Consider the following 22342-nt stretch of genomic DNA (forward strand, 5'->3'; position numbering starts at 1 on the left):
AAAGACTAGTCGAAGACGTTTCATTTACTTCGCTCTGGCACGTCTTCCAGCCTGTGAGGACGAGCAGACTTGGTTTAGCATACCGCCCTCAAATTCAACCGTGATTGTCCGAATTACGTGATTTCACCATACGTTCCAGATCCCACCTTGTCGAAATGCCCCTGGAACTACTAAACTGAGCACCGCGCAAAAGTTACCCCTCGCCAGGGATTGAAAGTCCATTATTCATTAGACTTAAAAGTAAAGAAAATAAACGTCTCATGTTCTGTTGCTCTCACCTGAGGAAGTTCTTCATCCCCCTTGCTGTCTATCTACTTCTGCTGTCAGGGCTTTCATTCGAGATTCAGGCCCAGGTTCCCAAGAAACCCCAATCCGCTGACACTCCGAATACCGCTTCCACAACAGATACGCCCGCTCTCACCACCGAGTCGATCCAGAAGCGGATCGATCAGATCAAAAACATCAAAGATCTGACGGAGGACAACCAGAAAAAAGCCGGTGAATACTACAGTCAGGCACTGGCGAACCTCAAAAAGACGTCCGAGACGCAGGACAATGCTGCAGTCTTTGCCAAAAATGCCAAAGATGCGATGCAGCGGCTGAATGAAGTCAAACAGGAGATTGAGAAGCTCAATAAACAACCCACACCTTCTTACAGCCACATGCAGGATCTGCCTAAACTGCAGCAACAGCTGGTGGAACAGGAAGCGAACCTGGAACAGTTCAAGCAGCAACAGACAAGCTGGGACGAAACCATAGCGGGTCGAACAAATCGGCAAAAGGAGATTCTGACCCGGGTCGGTGAGATAGACGACAAGATCAGCGACCTGGAAAAACAGTTAAAGATTCCGGCCCCAGCCGATGAACCGGCAGTGGTTACCGACGCCCGCATCACCGAACTGAAAACGCGGATCAGTCTGCTCAAGGCCGAAAAGCCAGCTCTGAAAAATGAGCAGGCCTCCTATGAAGCCGAAGAAGCCGTTGGCTACCCTCGCGCCAGACAGGACTTCTTAAAACTGCAGACACAGAAGAAATCGGAAGAAGTCGAAGCACTCAAAAAACAGATTATCAAGCGTAGTAATATTGAATCCGAAATGCGCGTTCAGGAGGCGCGAGATGAAGTCTTTGCAACCAATCCGCTCCTGCAGCCCCTGGCTGAAAAAAACCAGCGTTATGCTGAGGAGATTCAGGCGCTGAATCTCAAGATTCAAACAGTCGATCAAAAGTATTCCCAGACCAGTAAAATCCTGGAAGATCTGAAAAAACAGTTTACCCAGACGAAGGAGAAAGAAACTTCGATTGGCCTGACCGGTCCCATCGGACTGTTGCTGCGGAACCAGCAGTCCTCGCTGCCTAATGTCGAGACGCGTAAACAGAGCATTGAGAAACGGGCTAAAGAAATCGATGAAGTCCATCTCAAACTGTTTGAGTTGGATGATGAATGGTCGGAATTCCCCACGCCGGAAACCGTCACAGATCAAATCATCAATAATAACAAGCGCAAACTTTCCACTACCGAGAAAGCCAATCTTAAAAAGATTGTCGAAGAGACGCTGACTAAACAGAAAGAGTATCTGGACACGCTCATCCGCAGCAACAATGCCTATTTCAATAAGCTGATGGACCTGGATGTCGCAGAAACCCAGCTGGTCAAACAGACTGAAGAGTACGCGGATTACATCCAGGAGCGGGTTTTCTGGATCAAAAGTTCTCCTCCCATTTCCTTTTCAGAAGCCAAGCAGATTCCGTCTTCTCTGGAATGGCTGCTTTCTCCCCGACACTGGAAGCAGTTACTCTCGGCTCTGAAAGACGATCTGATCAGGAACCCCGTGATTTATGCGACCGGATTATTCTGTTTTCTGAGTCTGGTGTACCTGGCTTACAATGTGCGTCAGCAATTGCGGATCATTAACAAAGAAATCATCCGCAGCAGCTTTCGCAAGTTTGGGATTACGGCACGGGTCGCATTTCTGACCCTGTTTATCGCAGTTGTCTGGCCGGGCTTCATCTGGTTTTTTGCCTGGAGAATCGGCAGCAGTCCCGATGCCCCGCCTTTTGTCAAAGCGGTCGACTACAGTCTGAAGCAGGTTGCCTGGCTGCTGTTTTTCTGGGAATTGATTCGCCAGATCTGCCGGCCCCTGGGTCTGGGAGAGTCCCACTTCGGCTGGTACAAACAGACGGTTCTCTATGTCAGAAAAAACATCCGCTGGGTGATTCCAGTCTCACTCCCGTTACTGTTCGTGACATTATTGCTGCATGGGAAAGAAGTCGATCGGACTCAGGACCTGCTCGAACGACTGTTCTTCGTGGCACTACTGGTCACCTACACTGTCTTTGCCCGTCGGGTGTTCCATCCCCGCTCCGGACTCTTCCAGTCAATCATGAATTACAACCAGGAAGTCTGGTACGACCGCCTGAAATACCTTGTCTATTTTCTGGCGCTGGCCGTTCCCTGCACCTTGATCATACTCTCACTGATCGGGTTCTACTTCACCGCCATGAGCTTGTTCCACCTGATTTTCCTGACGCTCTGGTTATTCCTGGGCGTGATCCTGTTCCGCGCCATTCTGTTGCGTTGGATCCTGATCCACCACCGCCAGTTGAGTCACAAACAGAACCAGGAACGCCTGGAGGCACTCCGTAATGAAACCAGGGAATCGGCTCCTGAATCCAACCTCCTGGGTATTACAACCGAAGAAGAAAATCCGGCCGACCTGACCAAAATATCCGCCCAGATCAAACGCCTGGTCAACGCCGGCATGCTGGTCATACTGCTGGTAGGCGCCTTCGGAATCTGGGGCGATGTCATGCCGGCCTTCAATCGGCTGGACACCTTCAAACTCTGGTCTACTCAGGTCCAGGTCGTCCAGGAGGAGAAAGACACTAATGGCAATCTGACTCAGAGTATTATCGAGCGTCTGGAACCGGTCACCTATCTGGATCTGGCACTGGCGATGATTTACGCCCTGTTCGCAGTGATTGCTACTCGAAATATTCCCGGTCTGCTGGAATTTCTGGTGCTTCAGCGGTTGCCCCTGGATTCTTCGGTGAAATATGCCACGACCAGTCTTGCCCGGTACATTGTTGCGCTGATTGGGATTTTTGTCGTCTTCAATGCGCTGGGACTGGGCTGGTCAAAACTGCAATGGCTGGCGACCGCGTTGACCTTCGGACTCGGTTTCGGTTTGCAGGAAATCTTCGCCAACTTTGTCTCCGGTCTGATTCTGCTGATCGAACGGCCGATCCGTGTCGGGGATATTATCACCGTCGATGAAATTACAGGCATCGTTTCCCGCATCCGAATGCGGGCGACCACCATTACGAACTGGGACCGTAAAGAATACATCGTGCCCAACCGGGACTTTATTACCGGTAAACTGTTGAACTGGACTTTGACAGATTCGGTCAACCGCGTGACGATTACGGTCGGAGTCGCTTATGGCACGGATACCAACGAGGCGACCGATCTGGCAATGAAGATCCTGAAAGAACATCCGATGATTCTGGAAGATCCCGCTCCGAGTATCACCTTCGAATCGTTTGGCGACAGCACGCTGAATCTGATCCTCAGAGCGTACCTGCCTGATCTCGAAAACAGATTACTTTCGATTCACCAGATTCATACATCGATTCACGAGCAGTTCAACGCAGCGGGGATTGAAATCGCCTTTCCTCAGCGGGACGTGCATCTGTATTACGGCGACAAACCCGAAATGGTCACCCCACCGATACCGCCGGCCACAGAATCGGCTTCGCCTGAAACTCCGGAAGCGAGCTGACAGGACCTCAATGATCTGACAGCACGCGTGCCACGAACAGCCCTTTGATCGTCGCGGCAATTTTGCCGTTGACGGTCACCTGGGGCAGCAGTTCGATGCGGGCGCGGCCCTTGCGCTCCAGGCAGGTCAGAAACGGTTCCCAGTCAGATTCGGTCGGCAGCAGGCATTCGCCTGCAAAATCGGCTTCGATCGGACGGAGAAAGTCGATTTCGCTTTTCTGAATCACGATCTGGTGACGCCGCTGATCGCTTCGCAAACGCAGATGGATCAGGGTCCAGCCTGCCAGGATTCCGATGCTGGCAATGCTGCCTCCAAACGCGGTTTCCTGATGATTCAGATTGGGCGCCAGGCGGGCCGTCAGTCTGAGTTTTTCTGCCTCTGGAGGAAGTACCTGTAACTGCATGGCACGGGTAATGGGAATATGCTGGTGCAGATAAGCCGTCACTTCCTCAGCATCATATTCGAGCATGCATCCTGTCCCTGATAAAACAATCGTCAGCCAGGAAGCATGTTGACGCATCGACTCCGAAAACACAAGTGCCCGCGTTACTGCAGCGAACACGTACTCACTCTGGTGATGGTAGCGGAGGCAGAAATTCCGGTCCTTTTACGGCTGGTGGAGATGTTTGCTGTTTTGGTGCCGGGGGAAAGACGGGCGCCGTTTTCCGCGCGGGCTGCCAGCCGGAATCGCGCCCCGGTTGAACGGGCCGGGGCCGGTTTGATGGAAAAGCCGGTGGCAGTCCAGTGTCTCTCCCCGCTCCCGGCACCGGAAAAATCCTTTTCTCCGGAGCCGTAACAGGAGGTGCATAATGTGCCTGCAGTTTCCGGATCGAAGTCTGCATCTCCTGCAATGTGCCGAACACTTCCTGAAGGCTCTGCTCGGGAATCATCTGATACGGAAATCCGTTGCAGCGAAAACAGGGATCCGGGTACCCGTTCCCTCCATAGAACACATATCCGTTGGGCCCGGTAGGCTTAATCACCGGACTGGTCAAAACCGGCAGCCGGGCCGACTTGAGGCTCTGCTCCAGATCGGAGACCAGCAGTTCCAGATCCACCAGCGCCTGATCCATCCCCTGCACCGGTGCTTTCAGGATGATCATCCGTTGAATGTCATCTGCCATCTGGTGGATTTCCAGAGCCTTGGAGAAGAACACTCGTTGTCCGCGGATTCCCCGGAACCGGGTCCGGATCTCTCGGCTCAGTTGAAACGAATCACGATTCAAGCGCCCCCCCAGAGCTTCCACTCCTGGCGACTGGGCATACAGCCCCCTCTGCTGTATGACCCACAGTCCCACCAGTAGTATGATGATTCCCCAAAGTTTTGTGCGCTGAAACATCGTGATTCTCCTTCGTTCAGATCCTGAGAAACCTCGGCCCTGCAGGACACCTGCATCAATCAGTGTGCATTCTGAAGGAAACGCAAACCCCGTTCCAGAACCTGCGGCAATACAAAGTCACTGTAATAAGCTGTTTCAATACAGTGACTTACTCCCAGTGGATTATTTTCTGGCCGTCCTATGCACCTCGAAACGGAAAGGTCTGTGATGCGGTTTCGATGACAATCACCACAAATTGATTCCTGCAACAGGTGGCGCGATTGAATAAATCACCTCGCGCAGACACAATCAGTGCGGTAAATCAATCACTCACAACTTCTTTTATGCTTCCTATCTGAATCAACTGGAATCCCATGACTCTCACAACACGAACTTTCGGTTCGCTCAGCTGCCAGATCTATGATCAGTTACCCGATCAGACGAAACCGAAACTGATCGCGGTCGTCTCGCACGGATTTGGCGCTCCCGGCGACGATCTGGTCCCCCTCGGTCCGGAAATTCTCCGACGGAATTCTGATCTGGCATCTCAAGTTCAGTTCGTCTTCCCCGCCGCACCGCTCTCTTTGCTCGAAATGGGGATTCCCGGAGGCCGTGCCTGGTGGATGCTCGATGTCGCCGCGTTGAATGCTGCGATCGCCTCGGGAACCATTCGGGACCAGCGTAATGAGACGCCTGAGGGCCTGGTCGAGGCCGGCCAACAGTTTCGGGACATGCTCGATGCACTTTTGCAGGATGCCGGACTTCCGCTTTCCCGCTGTGTACTCGCCGGTTTTTCCCAGGGTTCCATGGTCTCTACTGAAGTGGCGTTACAGCTGCCGGAGCCCCCCGCAGCCCTGACGATCTGGTCAGGAACACTGCTCTGTGAACAAAGGTGGGGTTCGCTGGCAGAACAGTCCCCCCGCTTTCCAATCCAGCAGAGTCATGGCAAGCAGGACCCGATCCTGCCGTTCGAGGGGGCCATCTGGCTGAAAGAGATGCTGGAACAGCGGGAATTTTCGGTCGATTTCACGGAATTCATGGGCCCACACACGATCCCTGAGCCGGCCCTGGAGAAATTTGGCAGTCTGCTTGCTGATCTGACGAGCAGTCTTTGAATGAAGAACAGGTTAATCTGCGGAAACCCTTTATTTGAAACGGCCTTGTATTGAGACTGATCCCTTCTCAGGACATAATACACCCAGCGAATTGACGTGATACATCCAAACTGCCTTTTGAGCTTCAGAATGAGCTCAAAACCATTACCGAAGCTGTTTTCTGGATGCCTGCCTGGTTTCCTGAACGCAGAAATTAAGAACGCATGAAATCACCTCTTGTATTCCGATCCCCACTCTTTTATCTGCTGTTTTTCCTGCTGCTTCAGGTGCAACCATTACGGTTGCCTGCAGCAGAACAGTCTGAGTCTGTCGCAGTCGATCAGGTCCAGGTCGGCTTTGGAGGCCTGTACAAAGTGGGCCGCTGGGTTCCCGTGACCTTGAATGTGACGACGACTGAGGCCATCGATCTACAGTTCACTATCACAGCCCTTTCGCCGGACGGAAACCCGACAGAAGTCCCTTCCCAGGTCTACTCCTGTCCACAACCAGGCACTTACCAGTTGCATTCTCTGTTCAAAGCGGGGCTGATGGATTGCCCACTGAAAATCCGCCTGCTGGAGACTGAAACACAATCCATTCTCCAAGAATTTACTTACACGCCCCGTGCGGCTCAAAATCAGTTTACCGGCATCGGCCTGGAACAGTCGGTTGAGCTCTGGGCTACGATCGGAAAAATTTCCGGTTTTCAAACGGTAGCGGAAGAAGATCTTGAGACCCTCAATCAGAATCTGAATCGGTATACTTCCCTGATTTCCGACCAGAAGTTACTTCCCGAAAACGCCTACGGTTACGATACCCTCGATACTCTGATCGTCAATGGCGATTACAGCGTGAGTGGTGCGAAGAACCGGGCGATTCGTGACTGGGTTGCCAATGGAGGCCACCTGGTGATGTGTGTCGGGAACCAGCTGGAAGATTACCAGAAAAGTGAATTCGCCAGATGGATCCCGGTCAAAACTCCGGGAACCAGTCGGGTGCGTGAAATGAGCAGCCTGGAGCTGTTTGCGGCGGTGCGTTCGCGTATTCGCGGAGTCGCGACTGCCGCCCGCATTGAGATTGAAACAGGTGAAGTCCTGGCGACCTCCCTGGACGGTCCCCTGCTCGTCCGCGTGCCCTATGGGCTCGGCATGGTGACGTTCCTGGGACTGGACCTGAATACCAGCCCCCTGGTTGGCTGGGAGGGCTTGAAAAACCTCTGCCCCAAGCTGGCGTATCGCAGAATTCAGTCCGGCGGTACCGGTCAAAAAAACATGGAACTGGGGAAACGGATTTCGCAAACCGGTATTTCCGAACTGGAAACCCAGATGTTTCATTCTCAGCAGAATTTTCTGCAGGTGCAACGGGTTTCACACTGGTGGGTGATGGGATTGATCCTGGTCTACCTGCTCATCATTGGCCCCCTTGATTATGTGGTGGTCCATCGCCTCCTCAAAAAACCGCACATCACCTGGTTTACTTTCCCCACAATGGTCATTCTCGCAGCAGGCTGGGGTGTCCTGACCGCACAGCAGAGTAACGGCAATCAACTGCATACGACACAGCTGAATGTAGCTGATTACGATGCGACCACCGGCCAACTGCGGGGGCGTTTTTACCTGAATTTATACAGTCCGGAAACCCGACGCTATCAGGTTAAAGTGATGTCTCAAATCCCCGCTCCTACGACCACTTCTGATACCTTCCCAACGCATCTCTGCTGGAACGGGCTTCCCGAAAACACGTTTGCCGGCATGTATCGCTCTGCAGAAGGGACCATTACCGGCCCCGCCTATCAGTTCACACCTGATTCGAGCGAGATCGAGAACCTGCCCGTGCTCAAATGGGGAACCAAGAGCCTGCTGGGAGACTGGTCACAACAGCAGCCTGACCTGCTGACTTCCGACCTGACAGGCACCAGCCTGGGACAACTCTCCGGCAAGCTGACGCATCGTTTCTCCGGTCCGCTGAAAGAATGGGTCCTGGCATATGGAAATCGCATTTATCTGCCACTCGTGAACCCGGAACAACTGGAAGCTTCCTACATCCCCGCAAATCAGAGCTGGGACATCAATGGCCCGGGCATAGAGTCGCGAAACATCAAAGGCTACCTGACCCGTTCCGTCTCCCGCCGGATTGCCGCCAGGGGAGCGAATGCGGGGAACGTGGTAACCGAGCAGACCGACTATAATACGTTCTCGAAAAACGCCTACGAAATCCTGAAGATGCTGACCTTCCACGAAACGGCAGGGGGCTTCGGCTATACGGGCCTTTCCAACATCGCCGCTGAGCAACTCGACCTGACCGAACAACTGCGACTCGGAAGAGCGGTCCTGTTTGCCCGGCTGGGCACGCCGCTCAGCCAGGTTCAGTTGGATGACGAGTCCCTCTCTCAGGATCAGCAGGACACCTATCTGCGCGTCGTGATCCCCGTCAAACGGTCGAATGAGATTCAATACGAGTTACCCTCGTTGGAAGAAGACAATAAAAAAGAAAAAGAGAAAGCTGAAGAGTCGCCCAACCAGCAGGACACACCTTCCGGGAGTGATAAAGAGTGATTGAAACACGTAATTTAACCAAGCGCTACGGCAATCTGATTGCCGTCAATAATATCAACCTGAACCTGGGAGAAGGCGATGTCTTTGGTTTTATCGGCCCCAACGGTTCCGGTAAAACCACGACCATGCGGATGATCGCCACGCTGCTCAGCCCGGATTACGGTGAAGCTTACGTCTGTGGAAAGTCGATCTATACGCATCCCGAAGAAATCCGTCGCCTGGTTGGATTCATGCCCGACTTCTTCGGCGTGTATGATGACATGACCGTCATTGAATACCTCGAGTTTTTCGCCTCTGCCTATCGCATCAAGGGGCCGCAGCGCCGCAAGGTCTGTGAAGAAAAACTGGAACTGGTCGACATGTCTTTCAAACGGGACGCGATGGTCAACCAGCTCTCCCGCGGTCAGACTCAGCGGATTGGGCTGGCGCGTGTCCTGTTACACGAGCCGCAGGTGCTGCTGCTGGATGAACCCGCCAGTGGTCTGGACCCCCGCGCCCGTATTGAAATTCGCAACCTGCTCAAACGGCTCGGAGAAATGAAGAAAACCGTGATCGTCTCCAGCCACATCCTGCCCGAGCTGGCAGATGTCTGTACGCGGGTCGGCATGATTGAAAAAGGGAATCTGATCGTCGATGACAACGTCGATGAAGTGATGAAAAAAGCACGTCAGCGAATTCTGCTCCACGTCGCGGTCACCGAGAATACCGAAAAGGCTGCTGCGCTGCTGGAAGCGCATGACCAGGTTTCCAATCTGGAAATCAAAAAGGATGAAATGCTGGTCACCCTGCAGAACGACGTCAAAGACTACACCTTTATCCCCTCGATGCTGATTGGGGAGGGGTTCAAGCTCAAGCTGTTCCGGGAAGAAGAAATCAACCTGGAAACCGCTTTCATGGAACTGACCAAGGGGCTGGTACAGTAATTCCATCAGATGCCAGGGCACAGGTTGACGCAGTGTTCCACGTCAACCTGGCTCACTGATGCCGATTACTGTTTTTTCTTCTTCGCCGCAGCCTGTTTCGCTTTGCGTTCCGCTTCGGCTTTCTTTTCTGCCGCTTTCACTTCTGCTTCCGGTTTCCGCTTCTGCTGCAGCAGCCACTCGTAGACTTTGTGATTGTCGTAGGTTTCCGTCCAGGAATTATGCCCTGCTTCCGGGTAGATTGTGAACGACACGTCCGCCTTCTCTTTTTTCAGTACATCGACCAGAGACTGTGAACGTTCCAGAGGGACCGCAGTATCTTTCGCCCCATGAAATACCCAGATGGGAACATGCTTGATCTTCTTCACCCAGAATTTTTCCCCACCGCCACAGATCGGCACCAGGGCAGCGAACCGGTAGGGAGTATATGCAGCCAGAGACCAGGTACCAAAGCCCCCCATGCTCAACCCCGTGACGTAGATCCGATCCTTGTCGACTTTGTACTTCTTTTCAATCTCATTGAGCAGTGCCGTCAGTTCGACCGGCTGCCAGAGCTGATCCTTGGGGCACTGTGGAGAAACCACGATAAACGGAAACTGTTTTCCGTTTTTGATCAGCATTGGCGGACCGTGAATGGTCACCAGATCCAGGTCATCCCCCCGTTCACCTGCACCGTGCAGGAACAGCATTAAGGGCCACTTTTCTTTTTCATCATAATTCTCGGGCAGATAGATCAGGTAATCCATATTGACCGGAATCGAAGTCTTGAGCTCAGCAGCACCCTGTTTGCCGGACTGCGCTTTTTCGGCTGCCTGTACCGCAGCTCCGCTGAGCAGTATGAGCAGCGCCAACACTCCTGGTAATAATTTTCGCAACATGTTGTTTATTTCTCCTGATCCTGGAAATTCATTTTGAGAATTTAAGTAAGATAGAACCCGAGCATGACAAACCAGATCACGGTCTGCAAGCTTACTGCCTCAAATCCAGCCAGTAGCCCCGACCGGAAAACAGGAAACATACGCAAGCCTCACAGCAACCAGATCTACCCAGATTAACAAACCGCTGGCCTGCCAGGCTCCGTTGCACACTCCATGATCCAGAACAGAATCCTCTTCACCTAAATTCAGTAATCTGCTATCTTTCCGCTCTCAATTCTCACTTCTGATCCAGAAGTTTTTTCCATCTCACATCCAATCCTTCCGATCTGTTTCGCGCATGAAATCTGCTTCCCAACGTGGAATCAATTCCGCTGGACCATCAGAGATTCATCGAAGTCAACTCACCTGGCTTTTGTGGACGCTCCCGGTTCTGATCTGCGCGGTGTGCAGCAGTTGCCAGAAAAGCCTGTTGCAGAACGTCAGTGAAGCGCCTGTGGTGACTGCTTTCAAAGAGACACATAAGGCCTCTCCCGAGATCCCCCCGGAGCTGGAAGGCCTGCACGTTTATCTGTCCCAGGATCTCTGGATCATCAATCACCACTGGTCCGCTTACGATGAGTGGACCACTCTCCGTGGCCTGAAAGCGACGTCTCGGTTGTCCTCTCCCCAAATTCATCGCTGGCTGTTTGGCGTCAAACAGGAGAATTCACCGCTTTCCGAATCGAAGAATTCCTCTGCCGTGACAGGCGATGATTCCAGTCCAACCCAGGTCGCGTCCTCGGCAACCGCTTCAGACAGTTCGAAAACAGCGGATGCCGGGCAGCCGGGCCCTGCCAAAACAAAGTCATCTGCAGAGCACTGGTCGTTCAATGCCTTGCAGGAATTCTTTACCCGTCACAACACCGAGAATGAACCACGTTTTGCTTCGAAGAAAATCGCTGCATTACAGCAGCTCTCAGAACATGACACGCTGGCAGGCAGGAACGCAGCCATCCTCTGGGCCACTTTAGCTCCGCAAACCGCCATGGAAACGGTCCCCATTCTGGAACAGCTCGCTTGTGATTCCGGTTCCCAATCAGCCTCTGAATCGAAATCAGAACAGAAGAACAAATCGACCGTGTCCCCGGCGATGCGGTCAGCGGCACTCAACGGACTCTCTCTGGTCCTGGCACATGCGGACGCCCTGCCCCTGGCAACCAAAAATCGACTCACACAGTTACTCGCGCGGCCGGATATTTCTGTCAAACTCAGAGGGGAACTCTATCGCAGCCTGTCGCGATTCATGCCTCCCGCGCAGATCCCGTCGCTGGATCAGTCCCTGGACATTACCGACAGCAGCACCCTGCCTCCGAAAGAACTACGCCAGGCCGCACTGGAAGGCTGCATCATGCACGGCCTCTGGCTGTATGCGGAACCTGAGCAGTTTTCTCATCTCACACAAAATCAACGGCAGCCGCGTCCATTCCAAACTTCTGTCTGGCCGACCAATCTCATGCAGGTCCGCTGGGATCCCGACGCCACGATTCGGTGGAACTTCGGATACTGGGCCGCAGTGGTTCAGCACCCCGATGCAGAAGCCATTCTCGCCTCTCAGTTGAAAGATGCAGATGTGATGGTGCAGAACCGGGCCATCCAGCATCTGGGTTTACTGGCCAGTGATTCCGCCCTGCAGCTGCTGAAAGAGCAGGCCAAACGTCCGCAGGAAACCGTCCGCGTCTCTGCAGCGACAGGCCTGAGTTCCTGGGGCCCCTCTTATCTCAAAGGGCTCAAGGATGACAGTTCCTCTGCAGTGCGGCATGCAGTCGCTGCAGGACTGGGACTGTCGCCGACGGCCGATGCGGCGCTGCAGCTGAAATCACTGATCAATGACCGCAGCACCGAAGTGCAACTGACGGTCATTGAATCGATCCAGAACTGGCCGGATGAGCTGGCTGTTCCGCTCCTGCTGGAAGGCATCCAGGAAGGAGTCTTCAAAACCCGGCGCTCCAGTGTGCTGCAGCTGACGGAGCGAACCGGAGTCGGCGGGACCATCTCGATTGAAGCCTCTCGTGATGAGCGGATCGCTGCAATCCGGAGCCTGGTCCAATCAGGTGAACTGCCTGGTGGATTCTGGACCCAACTCATGCAGGAAGGCATTCGGCAACGGCCGCGCGTCAACCAGGGGCGCAGGGCTGAACTGCAGGCCTACTTTCAGAATCTGATTTCTCAACCCATGGAGTCTCCCGCCCGGCAACAGGCATTCCAGGAGCTTTCTCACCTGACTCCGGAAGAGGTCAACATCCTGGAAAAAATGATCCTGGACACGTCCATTGCGATTCCGGAGGAAATCTATAGCGACCTGCTTCCTAAACTGGATGCCAGCTATGCCGCTCTGCAGCAACTGACCAGTTCCCATATCACCGATCGACGACAGGCGGCTCAGCAGCTCTTTCGCAATTCTCAGAAGTCCTCACTCAACCCGGTGATCGTGAAACGTCTGCGCAAACTGATGACGCAGGAACAGGACCGGCTCGTGTGGCGGATCGTGATGGAATCGATCGCCCAGGACAACTATGAAGAGACCGCCCAGCTGGCTCTGCTGGCTATCAATCATCACTGGCCCGACATTCGCGTCCTGGGCTGCGATTACTTTGGCGCACACGGCTTGCCCCGGTATGCCCCCTGGATTCTGCCCCTGTTGAATGATAAAAACAGATCGGTGCAACTGGCGGCCATCAAGGCCCTGGGACACTGTCACAATCCGCTGGCTATCAACGGGGTTCAGAGCGCAGAGCAGACTCAGTCCACACCGGCTTCACTCCGGGCGTTGATGACAGATTCCAATCAGCGAGTCCGTTTCCAGACCGTGGTTGCCTTGAGTCACCTGGGAGATTTCCAGGGGATGCAGGAACTGGTTCGGATCTCCAACGACCCCCGCAGTTCTGTACGCCGGGATGCGGTTCGGGAAATGGGGGAATCAGGGCAAACCCGATTCGTGGAACCCCTGATTCAAATGGCGTGGACCGAACGGAATACGTCCACGCTGGAAGAAATGCTAAGCAGCCTGGACCGACTGGTTCCGGAATCCGATCAACCACCGGAACTCAAGACAGAATCGCGACAGACCGAGCAGGCCAAAATCTGGATGAACTGGTGGCAAACCCAGCACTCTGGGGCCGGTTCACGGCTCTTTACCGGGCGTTAAGTGTGAAATCTTGTTTTTGAGACGCTAGAAGGCTGTTCTCCCCTCCAGGTTCTCAGTATTATGGGCTGTAATTGCTCACTTTTCAGAAACTTCAGTATCTAGAGAATCACATCTTCACCGCGGAATAACTTCATGACGAACTACCACGAAGATTTTCAATTGGAATGGCATGGTAACACAGTTGTAATCATTCCAGCGAGCAACGTGGAATCGATGAGCTGGGACCTGATCGAACAGGCCGCTGACATCGTAATGGCACCGTTGCAGGAAGTGGAAATTCCGATGGTCGTTTTTGATTTGAGCGATGTGAGCTACTTTGGTTCCGTCTTCCTGGCGCTGCTGCTGCGATGTCATAAACATGTTCGCAGCCGCGGGGGTGAGCTGGTATTGTGCGGTGCCAGCAAAATGGCCAGCGAATTACTGCGGATCACCGCGTTAGACACACTCTGGGCTATTTATGAAACCAGAGACGAAGCTCTGGACGCCCTGATGGGTTAACAATCAGCGACTGGCATTCATCTCGACCAGCCAGATTAAAGGATTAATTGATCATGTCGAGGAAATATCGAAAAACCCGCCCCCGCGTTTCCGAATCTGACGTACTGCCCACGGAACACTGCACCGAGCTGTATCCGCATGAATCAATTATCGCCAGTATCAAAGAGACGGCAGACAAGCTGAAGCAGGACCAGGCCACGCGCGGCGACCTCAAGATTCTGGACCGCGCGCTTAAAGAACTGCGTTACGCGTTCAAGGTCTTCACCCCCTACCGCAAACAACGAAAAGTCACCGTATTCGGTTCCGCGCGGACCCTGCCCGATGAGCCTGCCTATCAACAGGCGCTCCACTTTGGTCGCAGAATGGCGGAAGAAAAATGGATGATCGTCACCGGTGCCGGCCCGGGGATCATGGAAGCCGCCCATGTGGGAGCGGGGACCGACATGTCCATGGGCGTCAACATTATGCTCCCTTTCGAACAGGAGCCGAATTACGTCATCCACAAAGACGAGAAACTGGTCAACCTGAATTACTTCTTCACCCGTAAGCTGCTGTTCGTCAAGGAAGTGCACGCCATCGTCTGCTGTGCGGGTGGTTTCGGCACACAGGACGAAGCCTTCGAAACCCTGACACTGGTCCAGACCGGTAAACGGGATCCGATGCCCATCGTACTGCTGGAGGCCCCCGGCGGCAGCTACTGGAAAGACTGGAAAACCTACCTGGAAGAGAACCTGTTGAGACAGGAACTGATCTCTCCCGAAGATCTCTCGCTGTTTCACATTACTGAAGACATCGAAGACGCTGTCGATGAAATTATCGGGTTTTACAGCGTGTATAACAGTATGCGGTATGTCAACGGCCGCCTGGTACTGCGTCTGCACGTCGAACCGAGCAATGAGTTTGTCGAAAAACTCAACAATGAATTCAACGACATTCTGGAATCAGGCATCATAACCAAAGTGGAAGCCCACGAACTGGAAATGGATGACGAGCACCTGGTAAACCTGCCCCGGATTTCTCTGCTCTTCAACCGGAAAAACCTGGGACGCCTGCGGCAGATGATAGATCGCATCAATGCCGAACTGGCCCCCAACCACGATGACGAAGAGGACGAGGAAGAATAATCAGCGTCGTCCCAGCAGGCTTTTAAACTCGTCTTCCTGCTTGAGGATCTCCTGCAGTTTCGCCATCGCACGGCTGACCAGCACCCGCACCGCCACATCGGATTTCCCCATTTGTTCGGCGATCTCACTGGAATTGAGGCCTTCCACATATTTCAGCCGGATCGCTTCGCGACTCTCTTCAGGCAGTGTTTCCAGTGCCGTCAACAGTTTCATTTCTTTTGCCCCGCGGGAAAATGCCTGGCTGGGGCTGGTCAGGCTGGCAACCAGGATGTCCATAAACCCCTGCCCTTCGCCATCACCGCCCGCAGGTTGTCTCACTTCCCGGCCGGCAGCCCGCTTCTGCACCTGAAAGAATTTGCGGTGATTATCAATTATCCGGCGTTCGGCCAGATGACAGAGCCAGTTGAATGGAGTCTTCTTCTCAAAATCGAACTCGGCAAAGGAAGAGACCGCATTCAGCGAGACTTCCTGCAGGATGTCGGCTGCTTCCACTTTGGTCTTCAGGGCATCACTCATATTCTTATTGATGAAAGCGAGTAACGGCGTGCGATGCACTTCCAGAAATTCAAGCAGCGCCGGTTCGCTCCCCTGTTGAATCTGCCTGACCAGTTCTTCAATGTCTGTCGCCATGCACCTGCTCACTTGCTGCTGGAGTTCAACCATTTCCGCACTGCATTCTGCTTTGCACACCGTGCATGATTGGTTACCATGTGGACTGTGTCTCTGCATTTATTGACACTTATATCACGTCGCTTACCGGTCAGCCATACAAACCTGCTCGATTCTGAGTTTGAATCCGCCAATCCATTTCTCAGGAGTTCACTGTTGTCCGAAACTACGCCAGGTCTGGAAGCAACAGAGAGCCAGCTTGCGCTCGACGCACTGACTGAAGTGATGGAACAGTTTGTCACGGACTGGGAAGCAGGCCAGCAGCCGCCGGATTTGCGCAAGTATCTCCCCTCAGCAGATCCGGTTCCACATTTTCTGTTAAATGAACTGATCAAGATCGACCTGGAATATCGCTGGCAACGATTCAACTTCCCCAAACGCCTGCAGGAATATATCGCAGAGTTTCCGGAACTGCAGGCCGAGAGTCTGCCCGTCGATCTGCTCTATGAAGAATTTCATCTCCGCCGCCAGAACGGTTTCGAGGTCGATCCCGATGACTATCTCGGCTGTCTGCCCACAGCCAGCCCCCAACTACAGCAGTTGTTCGACCTGAATCATGCCTATCAGACTACCAGTCTGTTTCATCAGACCAAGCCACAGACGTTAGATCAGTTTCAGCCGGGACAGACGGTGGATGACTTTGAACTCCTGACGCTGCTTGGCCAGGGCGCGTTTGCCCGCGTCTTCCAGGCGCGTCAGAATTCCATGCAGCGACTGGTGGCACTCAAAATCTCGGAAGATTCCAGCGACGAACCGCAAACCCTGGCTCAGCTCGATCACGACAACATCGTGCGTGTGTTCGATCAGCGGATCCTGGCCGATGAGAAACTACGTCTGCTGTATATGCAGTACCTTCCGGGGGGCACGCTGCAGTCAGTCATCGAGATCATCCGCAAAACCGCACCGGCAGAACGTTCCGGCAGTCTACTGGTTTCTGCGCTGAATCAGTCACTGGAACTCCGGGGCGAATCACGACCGGCCGAATCGGTCACCTACCAGACCTTGCGCTCCCTGACCTGGCCGGAGACGATCTGCTGGATCGGAATTCGACTGGCCAGAGCGTTGGACTACGCCCATCAGAAAGGAGTTCTGCACCGCGACATCAAACCGGCCAACGTACTGCTGACCGCGGATGGCGTTCCCAAACTGGCCGACTTCAATATCAGCTTCAGTTCGCAAGTCGCGGGGACCACTCCCGCTGCCTATTTCGGGGGCAGTCTGGCCTACATGTCGCCGGAACAGCTGGAAGCCTATGATCATACCCATCCCCGGCTCCCCGAGAGCCTGGATGAGCGCAGCGATCTCTATTCCCTCGGACTGATGCTGGCTGAGTTACTGACCGGGATTCGCCCCTTTCAGACACCGGCTGCGACGAGCAACTGGTCCGATCTGTTAAAGCAGATGATCGAACAGCGTAAAACCGGACAGAGTCTGCAGGCATCCCCCCAGCATCTTCCGCCGGACTGCCCGGAACATCTTGTGACCGTGCTCCAGAAATGCCTGGCCCCCGATCCACAGGACCGCTGGAGCTCGGGCCAGGAACTGGCCAGTCAGCTGGAACTGTGCCTTAATCCCCGCGCACAGCAGATTCTGTTTCCCTCTTCGAAAAGCTGGTTTCACCGCTGCACAGGCTGTGAAGTGCTGATCGTCGTGCTGATTGTCGCGATCCCTAACATCCTGGCAGGGCTGTTCAACTTTTTTCATAACCAGAAACATATCATCGAACATTTGAAAAATTCACAGGATGCATTCTGGAACATTCAGTCGGCGATCAATTTGATTGCCTACCCGACAGGACTGGGGCTGATCGGCTGGCTAACCTGGACCCTGATTCGAGGCGGAACCGTTCAACAGGACCGATCGAAATCACCTGACACAAACAATTCCCTATTGCAGCACCGTTGTCTGCGACTGGGGCACTATGCGGCGCTGATCTGTACAACGGAATGGATCATCGCGGGCATCGCCTATCCGATCAGCATGCATTTTGCCATCGGGTCGCTACCGGCTTCCGCCTACATGCATTTCCTGGGATCGCTGCTGCTCTGCGGATTGATTGCCGCCAGCTATCCGTTCTTTGGCGTCACTTATTTCAGTCTGCATACGATTTACCCCCAGCTGATCCAGCGGGCCGATTTCAGTCAACTGCCGCCCGCACCACTGGAGAAACTCAAGAAACTGAGTTGGGTCTATCTGATTCTCGCCTTTCTGGTGCCGATGCTCAGCATTGCGGCCCTGGCGATTCTGAACCTGGACGACAAACTCGCCATTGTACTGCTGACCATAGCAGGAACCCTGGGTGCCGTCAGCATCTTTCGCGTGTTTCAGTCATTGCAGGCTGATCTGGATGCCCTGATCAGACTTTATGCGAAAAACCAGCCCGGTACGCAAACGGATTCTGCCAACCGCTTCTAAACGCAGAGCGTCCGTCGGAACATTGTCTTCTACCGCAGATTACTTGCGCAGGCTGGAGAAGATCCCGCCCCCATGATAGGGTGCCCGGTCCGCCAGCAGTTCTTCCAGTCGCAGCAGCTGATTGTATTTTGCCAGGCGCTCACTGCGTCCTACCGAGCCCACTTTGAGCTGACCGGCTCCGGTCGCGACAACCAGATCGGCAATGGTGGTGTCTTCGGTTTCCCCACTCCGCGCGGAAACGACGGGCCAGTAGCCGTGATCGATGGCCATGCGCAATGTTTCCAGAGTTTCAGACAGTGTGCCGATCTGGTTCAATTTGACCAGCACACTGTTGGCTGTCTGACTCTCAATCCCCTGCTGCAGCCGCTGTCGATTGGTGACAAACAGATCATCACCAATCAGCTGCACACGGTGCCCCAGTCGTTCGGTGAGTTTCTTCCAGCCTTCCCAGTCGTCTTCTGCCAGGCCATCTTCGATACTGACAATCGGGTAAGTATCGACCCAGCGTTCGAGCATATTGATTACATCGTCGGCGGAAAGGGCTTCGTCGCCCGTCGCATTCAGATGGTAGGTTCCACTCTCGGCGTCATAAAAGTGGGTACTGGCCACATCCAGGCCGATGGCCACATCGTCTCCCGGTGTGAGCCCTGCCGCTTCAATTGCCCCCACGACATATTTGACCGCTTCGCTGTTGCAGGAGAGTTTCGGACCGTAGCCTCCTTCGTCACCAATCAGAGTTCCTTCGTGTCCCGTCTTATTCAGAAGCTGTCCCAGTCGGCGATAGATGGTCACGATCCATTCGAAGGCCTGGCGATAGGATGTCGCTCCGACCGGCAGGATCAGGAAGTCCTGAAAATCGAGATTCCGTCCCGCATGCAGCCCGCCCGAGATCATATTCACCATCGGCAGCGGCAGTGACATGGACTGGGCCAACAGAGAGGTGCGTTCCCGCTGAGCCGGCTCCACGTCTGTTTTTGATTCCAGGTAGTCAGACCAGATCTCCGCAAACCGTTCGACTGGACTCTGCTGCTGTGCTTCGGCGGAAGCATATGCGGCTGCCAGCGAGGCTCCCAGAATGGCATTGGCTCCCAGCCGCGACTTGTTTTCCGTCCCGTCCAGTTCACGAAGCCGGGCATCGATGGCCCGTTGATCCGAGGCATCCTGACCGATCAGGGCATCGGATATTTCGCGGCGGACATTCTCCACAGCCTGTGTCACCCCCAGCCCGTCAAAGCGGTTGGGATCCTGGTCGCGTAATTCAACGGCTTCAAATTTCCCCGTGCTGGCGCCGCTGGGAACGATGGCTCGCCCTGGCCTGCAATTCGCACAGCAGATCTCGACTTCCACAGTGGGATTGCCTCGACTGTCAAAAACTTCGCGTGCCTGCACATACTCAATTTGGGTCATGACAGATTTCTCTCTCCAGACTGCCTTTATATTTTAACTTTGATGGCCCGAACCTCTGAGCCCGCTCCTCATTTTAACATAACAGGATTTCCAGGTCGCGTCACCAGCACGTCGGTCAGGAAATCAGCAACTCTTTCAGTCGCGCAAAGGCGTCGGGAATGGAATCCGGCGGATTCAGAATCAGCGACAGGGCAAACGACCGGACCAGGTCCTGTTGTGTCGAGTCACTCAGATAATCAACCGTGCTCTTTCCATCGACTCGCGCCAGCATGCAGGCCGCCAGATGCTTGATCGTACGCTGACCGATCAGCGGTTCTTCCATTTTAGCAGCCTCCGGTCCCGGCTCCAGTGGTTTGACCGCCTCTGAGTTCAAATAGGAGTCCCAGAAGATTTCCGCCAGTTCAATACAGGGGATGCCTTCAGCCTGAAAGTGGACCGCTTTCAACAGCAGATGACTGAGAAAAAATCCAAGATCAAAGGCGGGATCGCCGAAATGCGCCGTTTCAAAATCAACCAGATGAATCTGCTGCTCGGTAATCAGGATGTTCTTGGGACTGAAATCGGCCAGCACCAGACACAGCCGATGCGCGGACATCTCTTCAATCAGCGCTGCCACCCAGTCTTTGATTTCGGGATGTGCTCTGACAATGAACCGGTAAAACGGATCAATCCGCAGCTGATCAAAGATTTCCCAGTCTCCCCACCGCTGCTGATATTGTTCCTGCAGGAAGGTCCGGCGATGGATGGCACTCAGAAAACTCCCCAACTCACAGGCAACGGTTTGATCGAACCGGCCGTCCAGCAGTTCCGCTTTCCAGACCTTGTGATCCGCGGCGATTGCTTCCATGGCGAACAGATAGTTTTCACGGTCTTCGAACAGCACGCGTGGTACCACGCTGGCAGGCAGCAGTTGCTGTAATTCCTGCATCACTTCCAGTTCGCGCCAGATCCGCTCCAGCTGGCTGAACCATTCGGCCTGAGTCCGCAGCTGTTTCCGGGACTGCTTGATGACGAAATCGGCCTCCGCTTCCCGGTCTATACGAATGACGATATTCGAGACCCCCCAGGCCAACGCCTCAGCCGAAGCCACCTCTTCGGGCTGGAGCTGTCCCTGTTCCCTGAGATACTCAATCGCGTTCTCCGCCGTGATCTCCCGGAGCATGAATTCATCCCATAAGTTGATACATGGTAAGCGTTAATCTCATTTCTGACTCACTCCATCTTAATCAGAGAAACGCCGGGAGAACAGGCTCAGCCCGAGCATCCTGGGAGGAAATCAACGGTCCCCCTGAATTCACTGCCGCTGATACCAGCCTCATAACCCGCAAAATCGACTCGTGCTCAGGAATTACCTGACCGGATTGACTTAAACAGCCGGCAGGTCGACTTGCCAAAAACTTGGTTTACGGGCAACTTTTTGTTGCCAGAACCGATTAATATGCTGTAAGATGATAATGTTGGGTTAGTTGTAATAAATAGCTGATTCAGCGACACCTATTCTCACGCCACATCAGAGTGGTCTTTTTTCCGTGAACCACAGGAACGTTTTCTATGTTGTCCACAAAAGCTGCGTCCCGATTTTTGACAATTCTGACTGCCGGTTGCCTGGCACTTTGCCTGAGCACCAATCTGGAAGCCGGCAAAAAAACGATTAAGCCACAGAAATACGATCCCTCTGCAGAAAAGGTCGATGACCTGTTTGCAGCGATGGAATCAGGGCTGGTCGATGTCGAAATCATTGCCAAAAGTTCCAAAGGTGGCAACGTACTGATTACGAACAAAAACGATAAACCTCTGAACGTGAAACTGCCGGAGACCTTCCTGGCGGTTCAGGTTCTCAAACAGGGTGCCCTCGGTGGCGGTCTGGGCGGCGGCGGACTGGGCGGTGGCCTGGGCGGCGGCGGATTAGGCGGTGGCCAGGGCGGTCAAGCACAGACAGCTGGCGGTGGTGGCGGTGGTCTGGGTGGCGGCCTGGGTGGTGGCGGTTTAGGCGGTGGCGGCATGGGTGGAGCCGGTGGCGGTTTCTTCTCTGTACCACCAGAAAAAACCGTTTATGTACCTTACACTTCCGTCTGCCTGGAACATGGCAAAAAAGAACCTTCTTCACGCATGAAATACCGCATGGTGAAAACAGAAGAGATGGTCAAAGACCCTGCCCTGCAGGAACTGCTCAAACTGGTAGCCACCGGTCGTGTCAACCAGCAGGCAGGACAGGCAGCAGCCTGGCACCTGGCTAATAAAATGAGCTGGCAGGAACTGGCTTCCAAGTCGATCAACCAACTGGGAGGTCTGCCTCCCTCACCTTACTTCAGACGAGCAGAACTGCAGCTCGCTGTCCAACTGGTAGGCGTTTCTCATGAACGTGCCCGCAACCGGAAAGACGTCGATAAAGCTGACGAAACTCCTGCCCGGGGTAAGGTTGAAACTGTCCGCAGTTTCTCTAAGTAAGCAGGCAACAGTCATTGCAAGGCTCGCTTCGGCGAGCCTTTTTTTATGCGCA

General features: G+C 53.9%; 15 protein-coding genes. 9 read left to right on the forward strand and 6 right to left on the reverse strand.

The window, feature by feature from the left end:
• Window positions 1-260: 260 nt before the first annotated feature.
• Window positions 261-3779: a mechanosensitive ion channel domain-containing protein gene (locus Enr10x_RS16390; RefSeq protein WP_145450715.1), complete on the forward strand. Its 3519-nt coding sequence runs from the start codon at window positions 261-263 to the stop codon at window positions 3777-3779.
• A 7-nt stretch (window positions 3780-3786) separates the two neighbouring features.
• Here Enr10x_RS16390 and Enr10x_RS16395 read toward each other — a convergent pair whose 3' ends face one another.
• Window positions 3787-4248 carry a YiiD C-terminal domain-containing protein gene (locus tag Enr10x_RS16395; protein ID WP_197997246.1) on the reverse strand — a complete coding sequence of 154 codons (462 nt, stop codon included), beginning with the start codon at window positions 4246-4248 and terminating at the stop codon, window positions 3787-3789.
• Between the two features lie 97 nt (window positions 4249-4345).
• Window positions 4346-5119, reverse strand: a complete 774-nt coding sequence (locus Enr10x_RS16400) for a hypothetical protein (RefSeq protein ID WP_145450717.1) — start codon at window positions 5117-5119, stop codon at window positions 4346-4348.
• A gap of 353 nt (window positions 5120-5472) precedes the next feature.
• Here Enr10x_RS16400 and Enr10x_RS16405 point away from each other — a divergent pair, with 353 nt between their 5' ends.
• From Enr10x_RS16405 to Enr10x_RS16415, 3 genes are all read left to right on the forward strand, one after another.
• Window positions 5473-6213, forward strand: a complete 741-nt coding sequence (locus tag Enr10x_RS16405) for an alpha/beta hydrolase (RefSeq protein WP_145450718.1) — start codon at window positions 5473-5475, stop codon at window positions 6211-6213.
• Between the two features lie 203 nt (window positions 6214-6416).
• On the forward strand, window positions 6417-8747 hold the full coding sequence (locus Enr10x_RS16410) for a DUF4350 domain-containing protein (RefSeq protein ID WP_145450719.1): 2331 nt from the start codon (window positions 6417-6419) through the stop codon (window positions 8745-8747).
• Window positions 8744-9670: an ABC transporter ATP-binding protein gene (locus Enr10x_RS16415; protein ID WP_145110008.1), complete on the forward strand. Its 927-nt coding sequence runs from the start codon at window positions 8744-8746 to the stop codon at window positions 9668-9670. The genes Enr10x_RS16410 and Enr10x_RS16415 overlap by 4 nt, the downstream gene beginning before the upstream one ends.
• A 65-nt stretch (window positions 9671-9735) precedes the next feature.
• Here the strand turns inward: Enr10x_RS16415 and Enr10x_RS16420 are convergent, their stop codons facing one another.
• Window positions 9736-10545: a carboxylesterase family protein gene (locus Enr10x_RS16420; protein WP_145450720.1), complete on the reverse strand. Its 810-nt coding sequence runs from the start codon at window positions 10543-10545 to the stop codon at window positions 9736-9738.
• A gap of 469 nt (window positions 10546-11014) precedes the next feature.
• Here Enr10x_RS16420 and Enr10x_RS16425 point away from each other — a divergent pair, with 469 nt between their 5' ends.
• The 3 genes from Enr10x_RS16425 (at window position 11015) to Enr10x_RS16435 (ending at window position 15351) form a co-directional block, all read left to right on the forward strand.
• A complete protein-coding gene (locus Enr10x_RS16425) occupies window positions 11015-13729 on the forward strand; it encodes a HEAT repeat domain-containing protein (RefSeq protein ID WP_197997247.1) in 2715 nt (904 codons plus the stop codon).
• A gap of 132 nt (window positions 13730-13861) precedes the next feature.
• Window positions 13862-14227 carry an STAS domain-containing protein gene (locus Enr10x_RS16430; RefSeq protein WP_145110016.1) on the forward strand — a complete coding sequence of 122 codons (366 nt, stop codon included), beginning with the start codon at window positions 13862-13864 and terminating at the stop codon, window positions 14225-14227.
• 53 nt (window positions 14228-14280) lie between these two features.
• Window positions 14281-15351, forward strand: coding sequence for an LOG family protein (locus Enr10x_RS16435; protein WP_145110019.1), 1071 nt, complete (start codon window positions 14281-14283; stop codon window positions 15349-15351).
• Here the strand turns inward: Enr10x_RS16435 and Enr10x_RS16440 are convergent, their stop codons facing one another.
• Window positions 15352-15981 (reverse strand): RNA polymerase sigma factor, encoded by a 630-nt coding sequence (locus Enr10x_RS16440; RefSeq protein ID WP_145450722.1) that lies wholly within the window; start codon window positions 15979-15981, stop codon window positions 15352-15354. It lies immediately after the preceding gene.
• A gap of 195 nt (window positions 15982-16176) precedes the next feature.
• On the opposite strand from Enr10x_RS16440, the gene Enr10x_RS16445 reads away from it, so the two are divergent.
• A complete protein-coding gene (locus tag Enr10x_RS16445; RefSeq protein WP_197997248.1) occupies window positions 16177-18435 on the forward strand; it encodes a serine/threonine-protein kinase in 2259 nt (752 codons plus the stop codon).
• A 39-nt stretch (window positions 18436-18474) separates the two neighbouring features.
• On the opposite strand, the gene eno is transcribed toward Enr10x_RS16445, so the two are convergent.
• Entirely contained in the window at window positions 18475-19842 is a 1368-nt protein-coding gene (gene eno, locus Enr10x_RS16450) for a phosphopyruvate hydratase (protein ID WP_145450724.1), read from the reverse strand.
• A 115-nt stretch (window positions 19843-19957) separates the two neighbouring features.
• Window positions 19958-21004: a phosphotransferase family protein gene (locus Enr10x_RS16455; RefSeq protein ID WP_145450725.1), complete on the reverse strand. Its 1047-nt coding sequence runs from the start codon at window positions 21002-21004 to the stop codon at window positions 19958-19960.
• A 389-nt stretch (window positions 21005-21393) separates the two neighbouring features.
• On the opposite strand from Enr10x_RS16455, the gene Enr10x_RS30000 reads away from it, so the two are divergent.
• Window positions 21394-22290: a hypothetical protein gene (locus Enr10x_RS30000; RefSeq protein ID WP_197994603.1), complete on the forward strand. Its 897-nt coding sequence runs from the start codon at window positions 21394-21396 to the stop codon at window positions 22288-22290.
• Window positions 22291-22342 lie beyond the last annotated feature (52 nt).

It is taken from the genome of Gimesia panareensis, assembly GCF_007748155.1.
Taxonomy (GTDB): Bacteria; Planctomycetota; Planctomycetia; order Planctomycetales; family Planctomycetaceae; genus Gimesia; species Gimesia panareensis.

What these genes read in the sequence shown, in the direction of transcription:
- Enr10x_RS16455 (WP_145450725.1), bottom strand. Translation starts at nt 21,004, where the DNA reads ATGCTCCGGGAGATCACGGCGGAGAACGCGATTGAGTATCTCAGGGAA.
- Enr10x_RS16440 (WP_145450722.1), bottom strand. Translation starts at nt 15,981, where the DNA reads ATGGCGACAGACATTGAAGAACTGGTCAGGCAGATTCAACAGGGGAGC.
- Enr10x_RS16430 (WP_145110016.1), top strand. Translation starts at nt 13,862, where the DNA reads ATGACGAACTACCACGAAGATTTTCAATTGGAATGGCATGGTAACACA.
- Enr10x_RS16390 (WP_145450715.1), top strand. Translation starts at nt 261, where the DNA reads ATGTTCTGTTGCTCTCACCTGAGGAAGTTCTTCATCCCCCTTGCTGTC.
- Enr10x_RS16420 (WP_145450720.1), bottom strand. Translation starts at nt 10,545, where the DNA reads ATGTTGCGAAAATTATTACCAGGAGTGTTGGCGCTGCTCATACTGCTC.
- Enr10x_RS16405 (WP_145450718.1), top strand. Translation starts at nt 5,473, where the DNA reads ATGACTCTCACAACACGAACTTTCGGTTCGCTCAGCTGCCAGATCTAT.
- Enr10x_RS16435 (WP_145110019.1), top strand. Translation starts at nt 14,281, where the DNA reads ATGTCGAGGAAATATCGAAAAACCCGCCCCCGCGTTTCCGAATCTGAC.
- Enr10x_RS30000 (WP_197994603.1), top strand. Translation starts at nt 21,394, where the DNA reads ATGTTGTCCACAAAAGCTGCGTCCCGATTTTTGACAATTCTGACTGCC.
- Enr10x_RS16395 (WP_197997246.1), bottom strand. Translation starts at nt 4,248, where the DNA reads ATGCTCGAATATGATGCTGAGGAAGTGACGGCTTATCTGCACCAGCAT.
- Enr10x_RS16400 (WP_145450717.1), bottom strand. Translation starts at nt 5,119, where the DNA reads ATGTTTCAGCGCACAAAACTTTGGGGAATCATCATACTACTGGTGGGA.
- Enr10x_RS16410 (WP_145450719.1), top strand. Translation starts at nt 6,417, where the DNA reads ATGAAATCACCTCTTGTATTCCGATCCCCACTCTTTTATCTGCTGTTT.
- eno (WP_145450724.1), bottom strand. Translation starts at nt 19,842, where the DNA reads ATGACCCAAATTGAGTATGTGCAGGCACGCGAAGTTTTTGACAGTCGA.